The sequence below is a fragment of the Mycoplasmopsis mustelae genome, assembly GCF_004365095.1.
Classification (GTDB): Bacteria; Bacillota_I; Bacilli_A; order Mycoplasmatales; family Metamycoplasmataceae; genus Mycoplasmopsis; species Mycoplasmopsis mustelae.
Genome location: NZ_SOCN01000003.1, coordinates 15,792 through 39,573 on the forward strand (window position 1 = coordinate 15,792; position 23,782 = coordinate 39,573).

A 23,782-nucleotide genomic window follows, 5' to 3' on the forward strand; every position below is an offset into this window, starting at 1 on the left:
ATGTGTGAACATGATAATGAAAAATGTGTGTGCCCGGATCGCGATAAAAAAATCCATATATTTAGTTATTTTAAATTAAAACGACTTGAAAGATTTAATGCAGAAAAACCAAAAGATATAAAAACTTGAATAATTCATGGCTTATCTGAGTTTTTTGGAACCATAATGTTATCTCTTTTATTGGCAGGATTATCAACTGTTGTAGGTTCTAGAAATGGTAAACCAATAGTAATAGAACACTTTTTATTACATCCGGTATTCGTCGGTTTTTATGCTGGTTTTATCGCTGTCGGATTGATATTAATTATCTTTTTACGTTGAAGTAGTGATTTGAATCCGGCGGTAAGTATTTTTAGGTATTTGAATGGAAGTCAAGCCGGGTGGTATGTATCGTATAAGATTTTTATTCAAATTCTTGGTTCAATTGTAGCTGCGGCAATGATTTTTGGTGTTGGTAGAGCTACTGCAAATTCACATCCAGGTTATTTATCTAATTTACCTTGAGATGCGATTTCATCAACTAAAAAAGCTTTTTACTTATTTAGGGGTGATAGTACTTCTACAACAGCAATTTATAGTGGTTCTACTTGAATTTTCTTTATTGAAATGATAATGACATCGATTTTGCTATTTCCAATTTTTTCACCAAATATTAAAAATAAATATCGCGATTTATTTATTATGTTTATTATTTCACTTAGTGTTTGAATGGGTATTTTATCAGGAACTGCCGCAATAAATCCGTTTCGTGGTTTAGCGCAACAACTATCACTTTTAGCATTTGAACCGAATCCGGTGCAAGATGGTTACTTGCAAATAAATAATGTTGTTGGTGGTTATTTTAATCTTAGTGAAAATACTAATGCCACTACAAAAGAAGCATACGATGTTTATTATAATTCAGTAGTATCTGCCACTATTTCTATGATTTTGGGTGGTTTAATTGCTCCGCTATTTTATATAACCGCACAAGGTATTACTCGTAAATGAATTAATCCATTTATTGTGTCGTCGATTAAATACAGAAATAATAAAAACGAATGTATGGAAAAATGTCAAAATAATCCTAAGACAAAGAAATAAATAAATTGAAATTGGACATTGTCTTGTTCAATTTCAATTTTTATCTTTATAAGATTTATCAAGGAGAATATGTCTAGTTCAACACACCTTATTTTAACGATTTTTTTTATAGTTTTCTTTTGTTTTATTTTAATTTCATCGATAGTGTGATATCTTTATTGAAGAATTAAAATAGACTATAAGCAAGGAAAAAAAGGCTTTTTGTATGAAGGTTATATCTGAGAAAAACTTCAAAAAAATATTGATTCTAATACCTTTGAGTTTTTAAAAGGAAGTAGTTATTTATATGACGGTAAAATATTTGAGACCGATGGATTCTTAATTTCTAATGTGTTTATTGTGGTTATTGAAATTAAATTTTATAATGGAATTTTGAGTGGTGATGCTAACGATATAATGTTAAAATTAAAAAAACATCCTAAATCAAAATATAAATTAGTAACTAATCCAATTTTGCAATGCCAAAAAAATTTAAATCATACTTTTAAACTTATCTCACAACAAATTCCTTATGCAAGTTTAATTATAATTCCACAACAAAGTAAAATTAAAATTACCAATATAGAAGATCATGTTCTTTTTATAACAGAAGATCAATTATTAGAAACTTTACAACAACTGCGTAGTTATGTAAACAACCAAAATCCACCTGTAATAAATAAAAAGGCAGTTAAAGAAATGTTAATGTCAATGAAAATAAAAACAAATAAAGAAAAACAAAAATTTAAAAAAATAATTAAAAAAGGAAAATAATGAATCAAAAAATTATTACACTTCTATCACAAAAACTAAATATTAAAAATCAACAAGTTCAAATAGTTTTAGATCTTTTATCACAAGGTAGTAGCATTCCTTTTATTTCGAGGTATCGCAAGGATGCTACCGGCGGTCTAAATGAAGAACAGGTTTTTGAAATTCAAAAATTATATAAATATAATCAAGAACTTCAAGAACGCAAAAAAACAATTTTAGATATATTAAAGGAAAAAGAATTATTAACCGAACAACTGCAAGAAACAATTTTAAAAACGACAACTAAAAGCAATTTAGAGGCAATATATGAGCCATTTAAAGTAGGAAAAATAACCAAAGCCACCGAAGCGATTGCGTTAGGTTTACAACCATTAGCACAAACAATTTTAAATAACAAAAATCCAAAATTTAATGTGTTTATAGAAGCAAAAAAATATTTTAATGAAAAAGTTACAAATGTAAAATTCGCTATACAACAAGCAAATTTTATCATTGCACAAATCATTTCTCAGGATGTGAAAGTAAGAGAATTTGTGAAAGAAAGTATTTATAAGTATGCAACCTTACAAACTAAACAAAAAAAGAAAGTAGAAGATTTAAATGAAAATTTTAGTAATTATTATGACTTTAATAAACCAATTAAATTTATAAAGAATCATAATATCTTAGCTATTAATCGAGGGATAAAATTAAATATTTTATCACTTAATTTTAATTACAATATTCAACCTTTGATTAATACTATCTTATATCAATATGATCATAAAAAAATCAATATCAAAAATTTAATTTTACCAGTAGAAGATAGTTTAAAAAGATTAATTTTACCATCAATTGAACGAGAAATTTTTAATGAATTATTTGATAAGGCACAACATAGCGCGATTGAAGTATTTGCTACTTCATTAGAAAAACTTTTAAAAGCACCGGCAACATATGGACACACTATTTTAGCGATCGATCCTGCTTTTGTAAGTGGTTGCAAGTTGGCTGTTTTAAATTCGAATTCAGAAGTTTTATTTATAGATAAAATATTTCCAAATGCCCCTTTATTTAAAATCATTCAAGCACAAACCACTTTGATAAAAATTTTTCAAAAATTCCCTGAAATTGATATTATAGTAATCGGCAATGGTACCGCTTCGCGTGAGACCGAGTTATTTATCGCTGATTTTATACAAAAACAAAAATTAAATGTAAAATGAGCGATTGTTTCTGAAGTTGGTGCGAGTGTCTATTCAACTTCTAAAATAGCACAAGAAGAATTTCCGAATTTATCAGTTGAAGAAAGAAGTGCTGTAAATATCGGAAGAAAATTCTTGGACCCACTAAATGAACTAGTGAAAATTAACCCTAAATCAATAGGAGTTGGACAATATCAACATGATGTAAATCAAAGAGAATTAGAGGAAAAATTAAAATATAAGGTAGATAAAGTCGTTAATGAAACTGGTGTAGATTTGAACTCTGCAACAAAATCTATTTTAACTTATGTTTCAGGTTTAAATAACAAAATTGTAGAAAAGATATTGGAATATCGTAAGTTAGTTGGTAATTTTACAAATCGCAACGAATTAAAGAAAGTTAAAGGATTAGGAGAAAAAACTTTTGAACAAAGCATTGGTTTTTTGAGAATTTTTAATTCTGAAAATTTTCTAGATAAAACCTTTATCCATCCTGAATCATATCAATTAGCTAACTATATAATTGCTAAATATCATTTTCAACCAAAAGAAACAGGAATTAAAATTTCTGAGACAATTAAAAAAGAATTGTTTAATGAATTTAGTGATAAAAAATATGAAATTGAATTAATTTTAAACGCTTTAGAAAATCCAATTAAAAATTTTGATAAGAATAAAAGTGGATTTTTGATTAAAGATAAGATTTTAGAGATACAAGATTTACAACCTGGTTTTAAATTACAAGGAACAATCGAGAATATTACAGATTTTGGTTTATTTGTATATATAGGTCTTAAAAAACATTTATTTATCCATCTCAATGATGCAAAGTTAGAGAATCAATCTATTTTTGAAAAATATTATGTAGGAATGATCATTGACTTAGAAATTTTAAATATTGATTCAAATCGCAATCGAATTAATGGCAAAGTCATATAGACCTTATAAAATTTAACAAATACAAACAAAAATGAAAAAATACTATAAAATTTAGGTTATGAAACGAGTGATAGATAAAGTAAAAAGTAAAAACTGAAAAGAAATTAGTCTTTTTCCAAAATGAACCATCAAAAATATGGTGATGGTATCTATTTTAATTGCCATTTCAGTTAGTTTTACTATTGTTGTTGCTCAAATAATCCCTATTGTTTCATTACCTACATATAAATTTTCTTTTATAGGTTTACCGGTAAAAATAGCTGGTTTTATATTTGGACCAGTGGTAGGAGTTTTTGTTGGTATAGTAAGTGATTTACTTTCATTACTTTTTATCCCGCCAGCAGGTTATAATCCGGTATATACCGTAGCGACTGCTATTAATGGTTTGGTTTCTGGTTTATTTGGGATTTACTTTAATCAAATTTTAAAAACTGCATTCAGTCGTGAATTTCGTTTGCAAAGAATTTCACAAAAACTTACAATATATGCATATAAATATAAGTTTTTAAAAGATCAAAATGAATTCAAAAAAGCAGATGTAGTAGCTGATAAACTTATTAAATTAAACAATAAAAAGAAATATATTAATCAAAATGATGCAGATAATTTACTTAAAAATATTTATTTATTTGCAAGTATAATTCTTTTAACGTTAGTTATTGCTAGTTTTGCTTGGTTTGTTCTAAATTCGCCTGATGAAATCATTCAAAAAGGAATTATAAAAAATAAATATATTTTATTAGGTTTAATGTCTGGTGGAACTTCAATGATGTTATTTTTTGTGTTTTTAGGTCGTTTTTTCTTTAAAACCAAAACTTATTTAACACTTGTACCGATTGTGGTCTTCTCGGCATTTTTAGAGTTAGTAAATATCCCAGTACTAGCATATGCAGACTTGCTATCATTAGGAAATAAAGATGGCAAAGATATTTTCTTTTGAATTTCACAACATATTTTATCTGGTCCTGTTAAAATATGATTTAATACTTTTGTTATTTATTATACATATGAAATTATTTCAAAACTAATTTACAAAAATAGTAATTTATCTTACAAATAGAGGGTTTATGAACGAAGATAAATTTTTATTTATATTAGAAAATCTTTTTGAGGATAGCAAGCGAAGTTGGTATGGACGAAAAAATAATAGTGAAGAATCACATACATTTAGCGTTCCAAAAATTACAATAACACATAAACGTAATCTTTTCTTTTTTAGCAAAATGAATCAAAATTTAACTTTTGATTCATTTTGACGTGCGTTAAGATCTAATAAAGATGTTGTTGTATTATTTCGTGGTAATAATTCTGAAGGCCTCGGTTATGAATCTAATAAAAAGAAAATATTAAACAAAATTTCCATATTAGATATCGAAGAGATAGTGAATAATCAAGATGAAACATTTCCGATTAATGAAATATGAAAAGTATGTTTAAATACTGATTTTCGCTATCAATATTACTATAATAAAATTACATCAATAAATAAAGAAAATATTTATTTATTAAAAAATTTATTTTACAAACACCTCTTTGATTTTATGCCTAATTTTGTATCAATAAACCAAGATTATATTCGTGAAATTGATTTATTAAAGAAAAATATTGCAAAAAAAGGTCAAACTCATCTTCAAGAAAAGAGCATAGAAGAATACCGTATTTTATTTGTATCTTATCAAGTTAAACTTTTTGATTTATTTTTAAACTTTTTTCGTGATTTAAAATCAGAAATTGAAAATATTTTTTTAAACTTTGAAAATTCAAATTTAGCGGTTCAAAAAAATAAAGTAATTGAATTTAAAAAACGTATATACTACTTAAATAAAATTAATAAAACTTCTAATATGCAAGTTTCCAAAGAATTAAAGAAACGCGACTATTTAACTGAAATATACCATTATAAAAAATTTTTAAAAACAATAAAGCAACAAGCTGTCATTTTTATTAATAACAATTTAAATAAATATTCTAAAGAACTTTCAATTATTAGATATAAACTAAAATATAGTAAGGCAATTTTTTCAGATTATGTAGAACTTTATAAGTTATTCTTAATCAAAAAACGTAGTTATAATTTTTTGAAGTATCGAAAAAGACATTTGTTATATTTAACTTACGAGGAACTTTGTAAATTAGAAGAAGAATTTGAAAATAAAACTAATTTTTTTATTAATAATATTTATAAAGTTAATGAAAAAGATCAATACACAGTATTAAAAAAACTACGTAATTTTATTTATTATGAATTTAACCCTGAGATTGATATTTATACTTTATATTCAAAACAGCGTTATTCGGAAGTGATATTAAGAATACGTAAAATAAAAAAAGAAATTCAAAAAATAGATAATGTTATTTATAAACAAGTACACAGTGATAAACATCTTTTAGAATTATATAATGCAGGACAACAACTTAAAACAGCTGAAGCAGAAATAAAATGAGATAATTATTTTGAAAATAAATTATTTATTAATTCACAAAAAAATAAAAAGAATAAAGTAAAACGATTTTCATCTAATTTTAAACTTTTAAATAAAACTTTATCGCAATCATTTAATACGATTCAAAAGATTCTTAATGAAAATCAAAGGTTTAGTATTTTTAAACAAAAGGCTGATAAAAATTTCAAAATTTTATATAACCTATTTTCTTATGATAACTGAATTACTAATTTTTTATTAGGTATTAGTTCATATTCAGTTTCCAAAAAAAAGCTCTCAAAAAAATTAATAAAACAAATTATTGCTGTTTTAAAATTAACACAATTAATTGAAAATATTTCAGTAAACTCAAAGTATTTTTTGGTACCTTATAAATATCTTAAAACTATAGATAAAATAAAAATTAAATTTTTAAAAAACTGATTTGATGAAGCGGAATTAATAATTATTAAAGATTTTAATAATGATTTAAAATATGAATTAAAAGAAGAATTTATTAGGGTAGTGAATTTAATCTCTGAAAAATATAATGTTCCTTATATTTATGTTACAGATGATCAATTAGTTTTAAGAAATGATTTTCAAAGCTTGTTTTTATTTGATGATAATCAACTTGTTGAAAGTGGTGAATATGAACATTTGTTTTCTAAACCGTTTTCAAAATTTTCACAATATTTAGTTTTAGGACAAGATATAAACTTTCCATCACATATAAATGATAATTTTTTTCTTAATAAACGCTTTATACAGCTTCATAAAGGTAAGAAACATTATGTTTATACAAATTTTTTAGAGTATAAAAATCAAGATATTAATAAAAAATTGGAACTAAATTCCAAAGTTCAAACAATCATCAAAACTCAAACACATGAATTGATGAATGCTTTATTAAATTATGAAATAGAATTATGTAACGATCAAGAAAGGCATAACGAAGTTTTGGCAGATTATGATAATTGAATTTTAATAAAACATCAAATTTCATCAGACGATGATGGTAATTACTAAAGAAATTTATACAAAAACAGAACAAAAATTTTTTCCCTTTTTTGTTCTGTTTTTGTAAAACATTTATATATAAATTGGAGGACAAAATGATACTTTACAAAATAGGTGAAATAGTACATAAAAATAAAAACAATTTAATATTTGAAAGTCGTGGCGATGGACATATTGTCACTGTCCCAAATATCAATCGATTTGAAATTGGACAAAAACTCAAAATCTATATTTATGAACATGCGACCGATTACTTACACAACTTTTATGGTTTTAAAGAATTTAAAGAGCGTGTTTTGTTTATGGATCTAATTAATGTAGATAAAATAGGACCAAAAATAGCTATATTAATGTTGGATAAAGGTTGAGAATTAATAGCTAGGTATATAGCAGAAAATAATTATCTTGAATTAGCAAAATGCCAATTTGTTTCAGAAAAAACTGCGCGTTTAATATGTGTTGAATTAACAGAAAAATGAAAGAAAATGATTGATAAAGTTATTGTAAGTAATTCTGAAAATACTTCAATACTAACTGAACTATCTTCAACACTACAATCACTTGGTTTTAAGAAAAAACAAATTGAATATGCATTAATAAACTTAAAAGAAAGAAAAGATTTAGATAAAATGATTGAGGAAAGTATAGTTTTAATAACTAGTGTAAAAGATGGAGAAATTAGAGCTTAGACCACAGAATTTTAATGATTTTATAGGTCAAATTCATCTGAAAAGCACTTTACAGACCATTATAGAAAGTGCTAAAAAACAAAACAAAGTTTTACCACATATTTTATTTTATGGATCTCCTGGAATGGGTAAAACTACATTAGCAAGTATTATCGCAAATGAATATCAAAGTAATATTCATTTTGTACAAGGCGCAAATATAGAGAAAAAATCAGATTTAATCAGTATGTTATCAGTTATCAACGAAGGTGATATTTTGTTTATTGATGAAATACATAGCGTTAATAAAAATGTTATTGAATTTTTATATAATGCAATGGAAGATTTTGTTTTTGACTTAATCATAGGTGTAGAAGGGAATTCTCGTTCTATGCGAATGAAAATAAAACCGTTTACTTTGATTGCTGCAACCACGAAAATTAATGAAATTATCCAACCTTTAAAGGATAGATTTGGTTATATTGGTCGAATTATCGGTTACACTCAAGATGATATTATAAAGATTTTAAAGAATACTTGTAAAAAGATGCAAATTGGTGTAGAAACTAAAATTTTGGAACAATTAACAGAATATTCAAGACTAACGCCCAGAATTGCCAATCATATAATTCAGCGCGTTTATGATTTTGCAATTTCACACAATTCGGGAGTTATAGATCGTAAAATAGTTAAGAAAACTTTACGGAGTTTAGAAATTTATAAATATGGTTTAACCAATGAACACATCCAATATTTAGAGATTCTAAAAGATGGTTTCGATCAAAATAGCGTTTCCTTAAATACAATTTCAGGATTAACTATACGCGAAAAAGGAGACATAGTCTCTGAAATTGAACCAATTTTATTATATTTAAACTTAATTGAAAAAAGTTCAAGAGGAAGAAGAATTACATCAAAAGGAATAGACTATTTAATTTCGCAAAAATTACTATAATCAACATTTCTTAATACAAAAAGTAATAAATTGTGATAATATTTTTATTATGAATAAAATAAAAAAATTCTTATTATCAAATAAAGTAATAAGGATGGTTATCGGTTTTCTAGTAATAATTACAGCAATTTTATCTATTGCATTAGGAAGCGCCTTTTATATTTCAAAAAATTCTAAAACTTCTATTGAATACAATAATGGAATTAAAACTGTTTTAAATGTTAAATATAACAATAAAATAGCGAATTCTGAACAAACAGAAAATGTAAATTCTGATATTTCTAAACGTATCCCAAATGCATATGTAACTACACTTTCTGATGGAATTGTTTATGTAAATCAAGGCGGAAATTTTAATAATGAATCTAAAACTTTGTATGAAAATGAACTAATTAATAAGCCCACTCTAATTGCGACTGATGTTGATATGCATCCATTGTTTTTAGATGGTTTTTATAAAAAAGATCAAGTTTTAATTGATTCGGATTTAAATCAATATATACCACCGTTTCGCAAAAATGGAGCAATTTATACTAATTCAAACTTTAATCGCGAGAATACAATTGAAGTTAGTTTTAATAGTCAAGATGGAAAATCTGAATGATCAAAGGCTACCGAAGAGATTTCAAAAACTGATGGTAAAAAAATCCTAATCTGATTAAATTATGATAAATTAAAAAGAATTGCGGAAACTCAATATAATACACAATGAGAAAAATCCGGCAGAAATATGTGAAAATTTATTCATGTAAACGAAGAAATCGAAGATAAAGAAACCAAAAAAGAAAATCAAATTAAAAAATTTATCATACCAGTTTTAAGTGAATATTTAATTGCAATAATACCGGTCGATCATGTTTTTAATGGTGAAAATCTAATCTTACATAATGAAACTTTTACAAATACTGAAGCAACAAGAATTGCGAATAAAATTAATTATGCACTGAGTGACTATACATTAGATCTTATTTCAAGTAGTTATGCATTTATTGAAAAAAATCGTGGTGCGTTGTTTTATACAATGATAGCATCTATAGTGATTTTTTCTTTAATATCATTAATAATGATTGTAAATTATGGTTTATTAGGAGCTTTAAATACTATTTCTGCTGCATTATATATATTTTTAACACTATTAATATTTACAGCATTAAGGGGTGAATATTCGCCACATATCTTTATGATTATTTTATCAACATATTGATTATTCTTAGACACAAGTGTGTTGATGTTTGATAATATTAAAAAACAAATTTCCTCGGGAGATACGCAAAAAAAAGCAATAAAAAATTCGTTCAAAGAGTCATTATGATGAATTATAGATTCTAACGTGTTTATTTTGGTAATTGGTTTGTTTATTTTCTTTTTTGCATTAAAACCACTTAATACTTCGGGTGTAATATTTATTGTTGCAAGTTTAGTTGGACTTTTCTCTTTATTAGCATTTAATAAATTTATCATTGAATGAATTGTTAATAGTTTTGAAAATAAGAAATTATGATTATTTGGTATTTTGTTTAAAAATAATTTCAAAAATATTAACTTAAGTAAGAAAAATTACAACTTTAATAAAACATTAAATGTTTCTACTATCACCATCTTAACATTAATAGTAATTGGATTGATTGTCTTTATTACATTAAGTTTAATTAATAGAAGTATTTTAGGAGCGTTTACGTTTAAAGATATTTTTGGTGGTGGTACTGTCATTACAGTTCAAGGAAGTTCAAAATTTAATCAACTTCTTTTACAAAATGATATAAATCATATAATTAATTCACTTGGTAAAAATCCAAATTTAAGTCAATTTAATTTAAGTTATGATGTTACAAAATTATTTACAATCGATAATACAGACAATTTTATGATTTCGGTGCAAACATCAAAATTATTAAGTAATAATGAATTAAATAATATTCAAGAAGCAATTAATAATTCAACTCAATTACCACTAGAAATAAATACTTATCAAGTTTCTAATAACGAAGCATTAAAAACCTTTAATAATTTATCACTTTTATTCTTGATATTTGCCGTTATTATTCTAGTCTTCTTTAGCATTAGAATGGGTGTTTCGTATGCCTTAAGTGCTTTGGTTGGTTTTATAATTTTATTTTTAGCATTCTTTGCTATATTATTTATCACTAGAATTAAAATAAATAGTTATGTAGTCTTGTCAATGTTAATTTTTGATATCTTATATATCTATAGCGCATCATTGTTGTTAGCGAAATTAAGAATTTTAATAAGACATAATTATTATCAACATATAATGACAAAAGAAAATATTAAAACGGTGGTTAATAAACTAATTATTAGTTCTATTAAAAGATTCGTATTGTTGATTATTGGTGTTTATCTTTCGTTGTTTATAATTTTAGGATTTAACAGTGTTTTTGATGTTTGGTTTGTAATTTTTTCATTAATTTCAATGTTATTAGTTGCTTTAATTGCATTATTTATAATGCCTAAATTCTTTATATGATTTGAATCAGTAAATCAAAGAATTAAAGCAAAACGCGAAGCAAATAAATTTTGAGAAATTAATAATCCTGATGAACAAGTATTTAATGGTATTAATGATTACAAATAAATGACCTCTTGTTATTACAATGGGTCATTTTTGTCTTATCTTAAGTAAATATGGTAAAATTAATTTATATAAAATCTTGAGGAGCAATAATGAAACTTTCTTTAATTTCAGTAATGAATGATTCGAAAAAAGATGTTGAAAAATACTTAAAAGATTTATTAGAGCAGGATAATCAAGATTTTGAAATAATTTTATGCATTAATAAAACTAATGAAGAAGCTGAAATTATTAATTTGATTGCGAATTATCAACTATATTTTAATGATCGTTTAATCAGTATTTATAACTCGAAAAATAGTTCATATCAATACAATTTAATGAGCGCTTTTCAAATTGCAAAAGGCGATTTCGTAGCAACCTTGAATACTGATGTAAGTTTAAAAAAATATTATGTTAATAAAATGATAACTGCAGCAGTTAAGTATGATGTTGATGTTTTAGAGTTCCGTCCAAGGATTATAGGATCAATCCGCTGAAAGCCAAAACAGCGCAACAATATTGAAGAACCAACTCTTACTGCAAAATCAAAGAATATTATTGCTTATGCTTACCCGTTTGTTTTTAATAAAATTTTTAAGAAACAACTAATTAAGAAAATTCTTTCTTATAAACCACTAAATACAAACGATACTAAAATGTGTGTAGAAATAAATTATATTTTATTATTAGAATCAAAAAATTATATGTATCTCAACTACGGGATTTATAGAGAATTTTTTGAGTCAGAAATTTGATTTAATTCAAAAAGAATGTTATCTTCATTTGATGGTATACAAAAGTGAATAACAAATAGTACTAGTTTAGAGAAATACGAAAATGAGTTAAATTATGCAAAATTATATTTCTTTAAGCTTTTGCTAACAGCATTTTTAAAAGAAACTACAATTTTATATCGCTATGTGTATCAAAGTGAGAAGAAAAAAATAAAGGAAACAAGAACTAAGATGTGGCTTCAAAAACACTATGAATTAATAGAAAAAATTGAAAAAGAATATCAAAAAAATAAATTTGAATTAATCAACCCATATATTCATAATAAATTGAATGAAGTATCACTATTGTTATTGGATAATAAAAAATTACGTAAAATAGGGATTTTGAGTTCACTTGAATAATGTATCAAAATGTTAATTTTTTAAGAAGGCTTCTCGGAGACCTTCTTGATCTTTTAATTTATGGCATTGTTTTTACTTTAATTTTTATTAGTTTTTCTTTTAATCAAAAAGATTCCAATGGACATTTTAAAATTTATTATTTTTATCTTTCGTTTTTATTTATGTCAATTTGAACACTTTTGTATTTTTTTATTTTACCTATAATCACAAAAGGAAAATTAATAAGTAATTACATTTTCAAAACTAGGATTATTGATACAAAGACAAAAGATTATACTTTTGCTATGATTTTCAAACGTAATATTTTGAGTTCGTTTTATATTTTTGCGATTGTAATTTTTATCTTTTCTACAATATACAAAAACGATATAAATGATAAAAAAGAAGGAATTTATATTGTTGAAAATACAAAAACAATTATTGTTCTAAGATTTATTACAACTGCATTTTCATTATTAATGGTTTTGAAAACAGCAAATTATATAATGATTTTATTTCATAAAAAGAAACTTTCTCTTACTGATTTTTTATCTAATTCTAGAGTTGTTTTTATCAAGCAAGTAGAAATACAAGAGGAAGAATTATATTTATTAAAACCATTTGAAAAAAAATGAAGAAAAATTAAAAGATTTAATGAATGAGAGAGTTTGGAGAATTATGACCCTAAATTATAAAAAACTTGATTTACTTGGCGATCTTAACGAACATCAATCAGAGACTGTTCGTTATTTTGATTCTCCATTAAGAATTATTGCTGGTGCCGGTACAGGAAAAACAAAAGTTTTAACTCGTAAGGTTTCTTATTTAATTAATGTTTTAGGTATTTCGCCGAAAAAAATTTTAGCAGTTACTTTTACTAACAAAGCGGCACAAGAAATGTCAGTAAGAATTAAAAAGTATTGTCGCGAAAACAATGAGAAGCTAAATATTATGACTTTTCATTCATTTTGTGCTAACATTTTGCGCCGCGAGATACATAATTTGGGTTATAACAATAATTTCACAATATTAGATGAAAATGACAAAAACATGATTTTAAGTAATGTTTATAAAGAACTTGGCATTACTATTAATGAGGTTAGTTATAAAAATGCAATTCAATATATTTCTTATGTAAAAAATTTTAATAAAGATATTCGTGATTTATATAAAAATAAAAATTCAGATGGTATTTTAAATGATATTTACATTCAATACACTAATTACTTGGCTAAAAATGGAGCCTTAGATTTTGATGATTTAATTTTACAAACTAGCATTCTCTTTGATGAAAGACCCGATATTCTTATGAGATACAAAAATAACTATGATTATATTTTAATTGATGAGTTTCAAGATACTTCCGTTTTGCAATATAACATAATTAAAAAAATTATTTCAGAGAATACACATTTAACAATAGTAGGAGATCCGGATCAAACAATTTACAATTGAAGAGGGGCTGATGTTAACTTAATCTTAAATTTTGATAAAGATTTTCCTAATTCTAAAACAGTTGTTTTAGATAAGAATTATCGCTCAACAAAAGTTATTTTAGATGCTGCTAATAAATTAATTAAGCATAATAAAAATCGTTTTAACAAGGATTTAGTTACCGATAATGAAGTAGGAGCTAAAATTAAATATATGCATAGTTTTAGTGAAGATGCTGAAGCTCGTTGGGTAGTAAATGAAATAAACCAACTTAAAAAAGAAAAGAATCAACTCAAATCAATTGCTATTTTATATCGTTCTAACTTTTATTCGCGTGCATTCGAACAAAGTTTAATAGAAGAGGGTGTTCCACACCGTATTTTGAATGGAATTAAATTTTACCAACGTAGCGAAATAAAAGATGCAATAGCATTTTTACGTGTAATCTTTAACGGACACGAATTATCGATGCAACGGATTATAAATGTGCCAAATCGCGGAATAGGTGAAACAGCGCTGCAAAATATCAGTAGTTTTTTAGACTCTAAAAATGAAATTTCTACCTTGGAAGGTTTATACAAAAATTGAAATCAGTTTAGAGAAGAATACGAATCAATTGCCAAAAAAATGTATGGTTTTATAAAACTTACATTATCATATCGCACGCAATTATTAAAAAACAATATGAAAATTCATAGAGTTTTAAATTTTTATTTAAAAGAAATCGATTATTATAAATTTATTGAAAAAAACAAAAGTTTACGTGGAACAGCTGAAGAAAATGTTAAAGAATTGATTAATTCTATAGCAATTTGAGAAACAAAAAATCCTGATAAAAAAGTAGAGGATTATTTAAATTATATTAATTTTCTATCAGTTACTGATGAGACTGATGGAAACACAAATTATGTTACTTTAATGACTGTTCATTCTGCTAAGGGTTTAGAATATGATAATATATTTCTAGTCGGTATGTCTAAAGGGGTTTTTCCAACTTGGCGAATTTATCAAGATAATAGTATTGCTGATTTAGACACTTTAGAAGAAGAAAGGCGTTTAGCATATGTAGCGGTAACGCGCGCTAAAAAAAGACTTTTTATAAGTTCATCTCGGGGAAAAATTATTGGAACTAAAATTGATAAAGAGCCCTCACAATTTGTGCGAGAAATTGGAATTAATACTGAAGATGGAATCTTGGCAGGGTCCAAAGCGGGGTTGGATTTATCAGAGAACAGCCAAGAAGAAATTATTTCAATGAACTCTAAGATGGTAATCGGCGATCTAATTTCGCATGTAATATTCGGAGAGGGAGAAGTTATAGATTTAGGTGAAAATAATAATGCGGTAATCAAATTTTCGGATGGTAGTATTAAAACTTTAAATAAAATCCACCATTCAATTAGGATTTTAAGAGAGAGATAAAATGCTTGAATTTCTAAAAATTTTAATCGTTTTATTATCGTTAATTATTTTTGTATTTGTATTATTTTTTTGTTTTGTTTTGTTTGGTTTTTATAAACGTAGTTCATCAGGAATTATTTTATTCAAAGTTGATTATATCAACAAACGTGTCATACGTTTAAATTCTAAATTTGCTTATTTATCCACAATTTTTGATGCGAAACACACAGATTTTGAAATGTATAACTATATGTCTGTTAATGATTTTTTAGATTATTTTAATCAACAAACTAAGGATAAAATTTTGGCTATTTTAGATAATTCAGAAGTAAATGAGTATAAATTAGATGCTTATTTATGTGATGATAAAGAAATGGTAACTTTATTAAAGAAATTTAGTCTAATAGATCGCATAATTTATAAATTCGATACAAAACTTAAGAAAAACAAAAAATACTATTTAGAAATTTTATCAAATAGTAAAGGTGATTTTTATGGAAAAATTCATTGAAATCATTTTGATAATATAAATGTCTCAGATAAATTGGAGAATTTACATTTTAAGGAAAATTTTAGAATAAAATCTGGCAATTATCTTGTTTTAGGTTTTGCTTTAAATTCCTATTATTTGACTGATGAAATAAGATATGACGATATTAAAGAATTAGCAGTTACATTTAATCTAAATCCTGAAAAAGAAATGTATTTTTACAAAGATGGGATTATATATTTTCTTGCCAAAAAAAATACTCATAAAAAAATAGAAATTTGATTAAACGAAGCTAAAAAAATAAACAAAAATACTTGAAATTCAAAATTATTATTAGCTACTTCGGTTTTTGAAACTAAAATGAATTCAGTGCATGACATCATTGAAATAGAACGAATTTTAAAATATTCATTATTTAATATTATTAATAATCCAAATGAATCTCAAAAATATTTGGGTAATGAACTTTTTAATAAACCAGAAGAATTACGAAAATTTAAAGAAGACCTGAATTTATTTGAATACATACATAATTCTAAACAAAAAGTTAATATTAAACATAATAAAATTTTAAATTTTCAGAATGATTTACCCACCAGACTTTCGGTGGCAAAAATAATAGAAGATTACCCAAAAAACTCTATTAAAAATTTTGAGTTATTTGAAAAAATACCTTATTTAAAATTAAAAGTAGAAAAAAATAATTATCAAATTTTACAAAATCAGAATATTGCAAACTCGAAGAATACTATTTTAAAAATTTCGCAAGAAACATTTTTACAAAAAGAATTTAACTCTGCAGATAATTTACCAATTCCGTTGGTGTATAGTGAAATAAATTTTTTTAATTCTAATAAAACACAAACTAAAATACAAAAAAACCTTCAAAATAAAATTCCGACAACTTTATATATTAATCAAATTGATAAATCACTAATTACGATCTTAAATGATATGCGTTTAAAAGTGATTGTTATAGGAAAAAATATTGCTTCTAAAATTCATCAAGATAATAACTTATTTTTAGATTGTGTTAGTGTTGTAAATATCGCTAAAAAGAAAGCAATTAGAATTATATATGAGGATATTGAAAAAAACTTAGACCCTTTAATTATTCAAAAAGCAGAAGTTAAATTTTATTATAAATCAAATTAAATAAAACATAGCACATGCTATGTTTTACAATAATTTTATCCCTTTTGATGCCATTTCATCAATGTGTTCTTGTGGTCAATAACTAGATTGAACTTCTCCGATATGTGCTTTTTCTAATAAAAACATACTTAAACGACTTTGTCCGATTCCACCGCCAATTGTTAATGGGAGCTCTTTTAATAAAATACTTTTATGATATGGTGATAGTTCTAAAAGCTGTTCATAAGTTAAACCTGATTGTTTTACCATTGATTCTGAGTTGACACGAATGCCCATTGATGATAGTTCAATTGCACTATCTAAAACATTAGAATAAACAATTAAATCTCCATTTAATTTTCAATCATCATAATCAAACGCACGTTTTGAGTGTATTGTGCCTGATTTTAACTCTCAGCCAATTTGATAAATAAAAACTGCTCCTTTTTCTTTAACGATTAAATTTTCTCTCGCTTCAGGAGTGTCATTGGGATATATATCTTCTAATTCTTGCGCGCTAATAAAGAACACTTCTTTAGCTAATTTATGATTTAAAATTGGAAATTCTTGTTGAAGTTGTGATTTGGTAATTCTTATACATTTATAAATTTTACTTACAATTGTTTTTAAAAAATCAATATTTCTATCTTTTGAAGTTATTATACGTTCTCAGTCTCATTGGTCTACATAATATGAATGAGTGCGATCTAAATTTTCTTCACGTCGAATTGCATTCATGTCTGTATAAATACCTTCGTGCTCATTATATTGATATTGCTTTAGCGCATGTCTTTTTCACTTAGCTAATGAGTGTACAACTTCCAAACGAACATTAGAATTTTTAGGATTAAATCAGACAGCGGTCTCACCATTTAAACCGTCATTTAAACCGCTTTTTGTATCTAAAAATAATGGAGCAGTTGCTCTCGTTAAATTAAGTTCTTCTTTAATTAAACTTTGAAAAATGTGCTTTAAGTTTTGAATTGCTTTTTGGGTTTGCTTAACATTTAATTTGGATTGATACATAATATATAATTGTATATTTATTTTTTATAAAATTATTAATTTCCTAAAATTATTTTGAAAATTAAGTTTTATCGTGTTAAATAAAGCAAAGTTCAGACAATTTTCATTTAAATATATTTATTTAGAAATAAATATATTACAATTAAGAATATGAGACAAAAAATTTATCTACACACTAATACTGAATTTTCCTTTTTATCATCTACAATAAGAGTTCATGAATTATTACAAAAAAGTAAAGAATTAAGGCAAAAGTATATAACTTTAACTGATTATCAAAATTTTTATGCGCTTCAATATTATTGAGAATTTTTGGATGAATATGATTTTAAACCAATAATAGGAGTTGAATTAGATTTATTAGAAAATTTTTGTGTTATTGCAATTGCTAAAAATAATTCAGGTTTAAGATTTTTATATCAATTAGTTAGTGATATCTCATTAGGTAAAAAACCAAGTTATTATCAACTTAATACTAATGATATTTTTGTTATAGATCATGAAGAATATGGAATGTTAGTTAAAAATATTGATGTTGATATTTTGCATAAAAATTTCTATTTTAACTCAAAATCACCATTGCATCACCAATGCGTTTATGCTCCTACTAAGCGAATTTTAAATTATGATGATAATGAAATATTACCAATTTTATCGCATATTTCAGGTAACAATAACACTAAAATTTATGGTGAGTATTTTGATGACAGTGAATTTATGGATCTAAATGATGAGGTTTATAATAATATGCTAAATCTAGTTGAATCTATTAATATTAGTAAACCAAGTTCGGACCTAAAATTGGCTGCATACGCAACTAATAGTCGTGATATTTTTCAACAAAAAATTTTAGGAAAGCGATATCAGGAGCTTGTTAAATACTATAATAAAGAAAAAATTTTACAAAGAATAAAATATGAAGTAAAAGTTATCGATTCATTAGGTTTTATTGATTATTTTTTAATTATTCACGATGCTTTAGCTTATGCTAGAGCAAATAGAATTAACATTGGTCCAGGTCGCGGAAGTTCTTCAGGTTCCTTGGTGGCATATCTATTAGAAATAACATCTGTTAATCCATTAGAATTTGACTTATTATTTGAACGCTTTTTAAATGTTGATCGCGTTTCATTGCCTGATATTGATATCGATATTCAAGATAACCGACGTGAGGAAGTGTTACAATATTTAAAAAATAAATATGGTACCGAAAAATTTGCTTTAATTTCAACATTTCAAACTTTAGCATCTAAAAACTCTTTACGAGATGTTGCGCGTTATCTGGTGGATAAAAAAATTTTAGATATTGCACGTAGTGATATTGATAATATTTGTGCCTGTGTTGGCTTAAAAGATAAATCTTTAGCAGATGCATACAACAATAATTCCAAGTATCGCTTGTATATTTCTAAATTTCCACTTTTGCATCAATTGGCTTCTAAAATAGAAGGATTTCCAAGACAAGTTGGTTTACATGCCGCTGGTGTATTGATTGCTAATCAATCTTTAAATAATATTGTGGCAAGCCATTATAATGATAATGGGTTTCAACAAGTCGAAATGACAATGAATTATTTAGAACGCTTTGGACTTATTAAGATAGATTTTTTAGGTTTAAAAAATCTTACTTTTATGCAAGAGATTGAAAATCAGTTGCCATTAGACCAACATTTTGATGAAATAATGAATCAGTCATACTCGCTTTTTAATGATAAAATAACTTTTGATGTGTTAAATAAATTGCATACTGATGGAATCTTTCAGTTAGAATCACCAAGGATGCGACAAACAATACAACAAGTACATATTGATAGTTTTGATGATATTTTTGCAATTATTTCACTATTTCGTCCGGGGCCTGTTGCATTTATTCCAGAATATGCACGTAATAAGCGAAATACTTCACTAATTGAAAGAGTACATCCGATTTATGATAAAATAGTTCGTTCTACTTTTGGTATTATTGTATATCAAGAGCAAATAATGCAAATTGCACAACAAGTAACAGGAATGTCGTTTTCACAAGCCGACCTTTTGCGTCGTGCGATTTCTAAGAAAGATGAAAGCGAATTACACCAATTAAAAACTCTTTTTTTTAATGGTGGAATTAAAAATGGTATCAATCTCGATAAATTAGACGCAATTTATCAAAAAATAGAAAGCTTTGCTAACTATGGTTTTAATAAAGCGCATGCAGTTGCTTATGCTTTGATTTCTTATAAACTAGCATATTATAAAGCACGCTACCCTGAAATTTTTTATAAAACCCTACTTTCAGATGCGAGTGCGGATTTAGAAAATATCAAGCGCTATAGTGAAGAAGCATATCAACAAGGTATTTTAGTGGTTGCACCAGAAATCAATGTCTCATCCAATATCGCTGAAATATATGATAAGAAAATTTATCTTTCGTTATTAATGATTAAAGGAATTGGTTCGGTAGCAGCTAGTAAAATTGTAGCAGAACGCTTAAATCACGGACGTTATCCAAATTTTATTTGTGCATGCTTAAGGTTAAAGCGTGTTGGTATTGGTGATGCTAATTTAGAAGTATTAACTAAAGCTGGAGTGTTTAGAAATTTTGGTGGACAAAGATATTTACTTTCAATGCTTCCTACTATTAACGAGCTATTTACAAACTTTCAATTACTTCTTAAGCGCAAATATACTACAGGCGATGATGACTTTAGTTTGTTAATGCAGTATCTTATAGAAGAAAAGGTTAATGAAATTACTTTTCCAACTGTACAAGAAGATGCTTTAGAACAAGAAGCTAATGAAATTAAATATTTAGGTTCTAAATACACAACAGATAATAAAGAATTTCTTAGAGAATTAAAAGATAACTCTGTTCCTTGTTTGATAAATATAGACGAATATGGTTTATGAGTTGTTGTAGAGTTGCTACAGGTTAAAAATGGAAGCAAGCCTGAACACACTAAAATTAAGGTTAAAGATCAATCAGGCGTTGCCGATTTACATAGTTGAAATAAAAAAGCAAAAGAATTATTAGGAAGACAACCTAAAACTAAAATTCGAGCTTTTATTAAGAAACGCAATGGATATTACAATCTTTTAGAATTTCAGGAAGTAGTTAATGAATAAAAATTTAGTTATTGATGGAAATTATTTAATTTTTCAATCCTTTTATGCTTCATATCGAGGTGATACTAGTGCAATTTTACGCAGTTCAAATGGTTTTCCAACTAACGCAATTCAATTATTTTTAATGCAGATGATTAAACTAATTCGATATATTAAACCTACACACTTATTTATCGCTTTTGATGCACCCGGCAAAACAAAACGTCATCTAGAATATCAAGAATATAAATCTGGTCGCGCCAGATCGCCCGATGAACTATATTTACAAGTTGAAAAAATCAAACAAATATTAACTGAATTAAATATTTCTTGAAAGCAACAAAGAGGTGATGAAGCTGACGATTTAATTGCAACTTATGTCAAAAAGCTTCCTGGTGAAAAATTTGTTTTTTCAGCAGACAAAGATTTATTACAATTAGTTGATTCAAAAACCACTATTTTACAACGCAAAAAAGACGATTATTTACATATAACATTAGACAATTTTTACGATTTATTTAGTATGCAACCAAATCAAATTACCTCATATAAAGGTTTAAAAGGAGATAGTTCTGATAATTTACCAGGAATTAAAGGGATTGGTGATAAAACTGCAATAAAATTATTGGAAGATTTTGGTAATTTTGAAAATATTCATACTAATATAGCAAACTCAAATTACTCAAAAGGAATTAAAGAAAAGATTTTAAGTGGTTATCAAGTAGGCAAAATGTGTTTTGAATTATCAAAATTAAATACAAATGTTTTTGATTTTGATACAAATGCTGATTCATATTTAATTAAATTAAACCTAAATAATGCTAACAAAACACTAGAAGAATTACAAATGCATACGGTAATAAAATGACTCAAAAAACTTATTTTAAAAAAATAGCAATAGTAGGTAAAATTGCCAGTGGTAAAAGTTATTTTTTAGCTACTTTAAAAAATTTAGGTTATCACACTATTAATTTAGATGAATACATTTCAAATTTATATCAAAAAGATGTTAATTTAATTGCATTATTAAAGAATCAAATAGGTGATTTTTTAATAAAAAACAACCAAATTTCTAAAAATATTTTAAAAAAATGGTTGTTTGAAGATTTGAAACATATTGATGTATTTGAAAAAGTTTTATATCCATATTTAAAGCAAAAACTCCAACAAGAAACTTATGATTTTATTGAAATTCCAGTTTTAAATACTATAAATGAAGATTTTAGTGTTTTGTTTGATGAAGTATGGAATTTAACTATATGTCCTAAAAAACGCAAAGAGTTTGTTAATTTAAGGTTTGGGGAAAACTTGGAATTTAAGAAATTAGATCGTTTAAATAACTATAAATGAAATAAAAACGAACTTTTCAGAGGTCTAAAGGTTGTGAATATCCCAATGAGAAGTCGTGATAATACAGAAAAAATCATAAAAATTTTAGAAAAATTAAAATAACTCATTAAAATTATAAATACAATGTCACTTTTTAAAATGAGGTTATTATGGATACCCAAAATTCACTTTATAAACTAGATTTTAATAATTTTGCTATATCAAAAAATTTTAATATTTCTCAAGATGATTTACATAATTTGCACCAATTTTATGGGACTTTTTTAGGTCCGATTTCAGTGTGCTTATATGAATATCTTTTAGATTTATCATCAGGTGAAAAATACAAAGTTATTGAATATGATTTTCGAACTTTGGCACTATTTTTAAACGTTCATGAAGATGAACTTAATTTAGCGCGCACTCGTTTAGAGGGTGCAGGGTTATTAAATACATATAAAGATAATAAGCGTGCATTTAGTATTTTTGAAATTCTCAGACCCCAAACACCAGAGAATATTCAAAAAAATCCATTTTTAACCGATTTAATTGTAAGTAAGATTGGCCGCATAAATTTTGAGCGTTTTATTAAATCTCGTAAATCTAAAATTTCAACCACATATTATAATAGTGAATATGAAGACGTGACATTTGATTTTTTTACAGTTTTCCCACAAACTGATAAATTAGAACAAAAACAACGTCAAAAAGAAATTCTAATGACTGCTGGTGCTGCTTCTATCAATAAACAAGAAATAAATCACTACACTCAAAAGCACAATATTGCAATTCCATTAATAATTGGTAATGTAAAGTATTCAAATACATATGAAGCTATTTATAAATTAACCCCAGAAATGTTTTTTAAACAATTAAATGATAGTGAAATTAATTCAGTTGATGAAATTATGATAAAGAATTGAAGCGACCAGATTCCAGATAGTAAAGCATTAAATTTAATTATGTATATTGCAAGAAAAAAATTCAGAAGCGAAAAGTGAAAAAAGAATGTTTGAACTACTATAATGGAAGTAATCTCACAAAATTTATATAAATTTGAGGATGTTGAAAAATATCTTGACGGACTACTTAGGGGAAGTAAAAAATATGTGAATATTTTTGAAGAAAAATCAATATTAAAGAACGCCTTTTTTAATAAATAAAAGTGTCTA

17 protein-coding genes are annotated in these 23,782 nt (G+C 25.5%); 16 read left to right on the forward strand and 1 reads right to left on the reverse strand.

The annotated features are described in order from the left end of the window. The 12 genes from BCF59_RS02940 to BCF59_RS02995 all read left to right on the forward strand — a co-directional run bounded on the left by BCF59_RS02940 (position 1) and on the right by BCF59_RS02995 (position 17,192). A complete protein-coding gene (locus BCF59_RS02940; protein WP_134111078.1) occupies positions 1-1,083 on the forward strand; it encodes an aquaporin in 1,083 nt (360 codons plus the stop codon). A 69-nt stretch (positions 1,084-1,152) separates the two neighbouring features. Then, positions 1,153-1,836, forward strand: a complete 684-nt coding sequence (locus tag BCF59_RS02945; RefSeq protein WP_134111080.1) for a nuclease-related domain-containing protein — start codon at positions 1,153-1,155, stop codon at positions 1,834-1,836. Then, positions 1,836-3,959, forward strand: coding sequence for a Tex-like N-terminal domain-containing protein (locus BCF59_RS02950; RefSeq protein WP_134111082.1), 2,124 nt, complete (start codon positions 1,836-1,838; stop codon positions 3,957-3,959). Before BCF59_RS02945 ends, BCF59_RS02950 begins: the two co-directional genes overlap by 1 nt. A gap of 58 nt (positions 3,960-4,017) precedes the next feature. Then, positions 4,018-5,019, forward strand: a complete 1,002-nt coding sequence (locus BCF59_RS02955) for a folate family ECF transporter S component (RefSeq protein ID WP_134111084.1) — start codon at positions 4,018-4,020, stop codon at positions 5,017-5,019. Between the two features lie 7 nt (positions 5,020-5,026). Continuing rightward, positions 5,027-7,411, forward strand: a complete 2,385-nt coding sequence (locus BCF59_RS02960; protein ID WP_134111086.1) for an MAG1360 family OppF-related protein — start codon at positions 5,027-5,029, stop codon at positions 7,409-7,411. A gap of 86 nt (positions 7,412-7,497) precedes the next feature. After that, positions 7,498-8,091 carry a Holliday junction branch migration protein RuvA gene (gene ruvA / locus BCF59_RS02965; RefSeq protein ID WP_134111088.1) on the forward strand — a complete coding sequence of 198 codons (594 nt, stop codon included), beginning with the start codon at positions 7,498-7,500 and terminating at the stop codon, positions 8,089-8,091. Then, on the forward strand, positions 8,072-9,025 hold the full coding sequence (gene ruvB / locus BCF59_RS02970) for a Holliday junction branch migration DNA helicase RuvB (protein ID WP_134111090.1): 954 nt from the start codon (positions 8,072-8,074) through the stop codon (positions 9,023-9,025). The genes ruvA and ruvB overlap by 20 nt, the downstream gene beginning before the upstream one ends. 49 nt (positions 9,026-9,074) lie before the next feature. Continuing rightward, entirely contained in the window at positions 9,075-11,618 is a 2,544-nt protein-coding gene (gene secDF / locus BCF59_RS02975; protein WP_134111092.1) for a protein translocase subunit SecDF, read from the forward strand. 89 nt (positions 11,619-11,707) lie between these two features. Further along, entirely contained in the window at positions 11,708-12,733 is a 1,026-nt protein-coding gene (locus tag BCF59_RS02980) for a glycosyltransferase (protein ID WP_134111094.1), read from the forward strand. Further along, the gene (locus tag BCF59_RS02985) at positions 12,733-13,407 is read left to right on the forward strand and encodes an RDD family protein (protein ID WP_134111096.1); all 675 of its coding nucleotides are present in this window, start codon (positions 12,733-12,735) and stop codon (positions 13,405-13,407) included. The genes BCF59_RS02980 and BCF59_RS02985 overlap by 1 nt, the downstream gene beginning before the upstream one ends. Then, a complete protein-coding gene (locus BCF59_RS02990; RefSeq protein ID WP_134111098.1) occupies positions 13,391-15,568 on the forward strand; it encodes an ATP-dependent helicase in 2,178 nt (725 codons plus the stop codon). Before BCF59_RS02985 ends, BCF59_RS02990 begins: the two co-directional genes overlap by 17 nt. 1 nt (position 15,569) lies before the next feature. Then, a complete protein-coding gene (locus BCF59_RS02995) occupies positions 15,570-17,192 on the forward strand; it encodes an MHO_4530 family protein (RefSeq protein WP_134111099.1) in 1,623 nt (540 codons plus the stop codon). Positions 17,193-17,216: 24 nt separating this feature from the next. Here the strand turns inward: BCF59_RS02995 and BCF59_RS03000 are convergent, their stop codons facing one another. Next, positions 17,217-18,197: an aspartate--ammonia ligase gene (locus BCF59_RS03000; protein WP_134111101.1), complete on the reverse strand. Its 981-nt coding sequence runs from the start codon at positions 18,195-18,197 to the stop codon at positions 17,217-17,219. A 150-nt stretch (positions 18,198-18,347) separates the two neighbouring features. Between BCF59_RS03000 and dnaE the strand changes: the two genes are divergently transcribed. From dnaE to BCF59_RS03020, 4 genes are read left to right on the forward strand one after another with little or no spacing between them, the layout of a single operon-like run. Continuing rightward, entirely contained in the window at positions 18,348-21,302 is a 2,955-nt protein-coding gene (gene dnaE, locus BCF59_RS03005; RefSeq protein ID WP_134111103.1) for a DNA polymerase III subunit alpha, read from the forward strand. Continuing rightward, positions 21,295-22,176 carry a 5'-3' exonuclease gene (locus BCF59_RS03010; RefSeq protein WP_134111105.1) on the forward strand — a complete coding sequence of 294 codons (882 nt, stop codon included), beginning with the start codon at positions 21,295-21,297 and terminating at the stop codon, positions 22,174-22,176. The genes dnaE and BCF59_RS03010 overlap by 8 nt, the downstream gene beginning before the upstream one ends. After that, positions 22,146-22,733 (forward strand): dephospho-CoA kinase, encoded by a 588-nt coding sequence (locus BCF59_RS03015; protein ID WP_134111107.1) that lies wholly within the window; start codon positions 22,146-22,148, stop codon positions 22,731-22,733. The genes BCF59_RS03010 and BCF59_RS03015 overlap by 31 nt, the downstream gene beginning before the upstream one ends. Before the next feature lie 47 nt (positions 22,734-22,780). After that, positions 22,781-23,773, forward strand: a complete 993-nt coding sequence (locus BCF59_RS03020) for a replication initiation and membrane attachment family protein (RefSeq protein WP_134111109.1) — start codon at positions 22,781-22,783, stop codon at positions 23,771-23,773. The last annotated feature ends 9 nt before the right edge of the window (positions 23,774-23,782 follow it).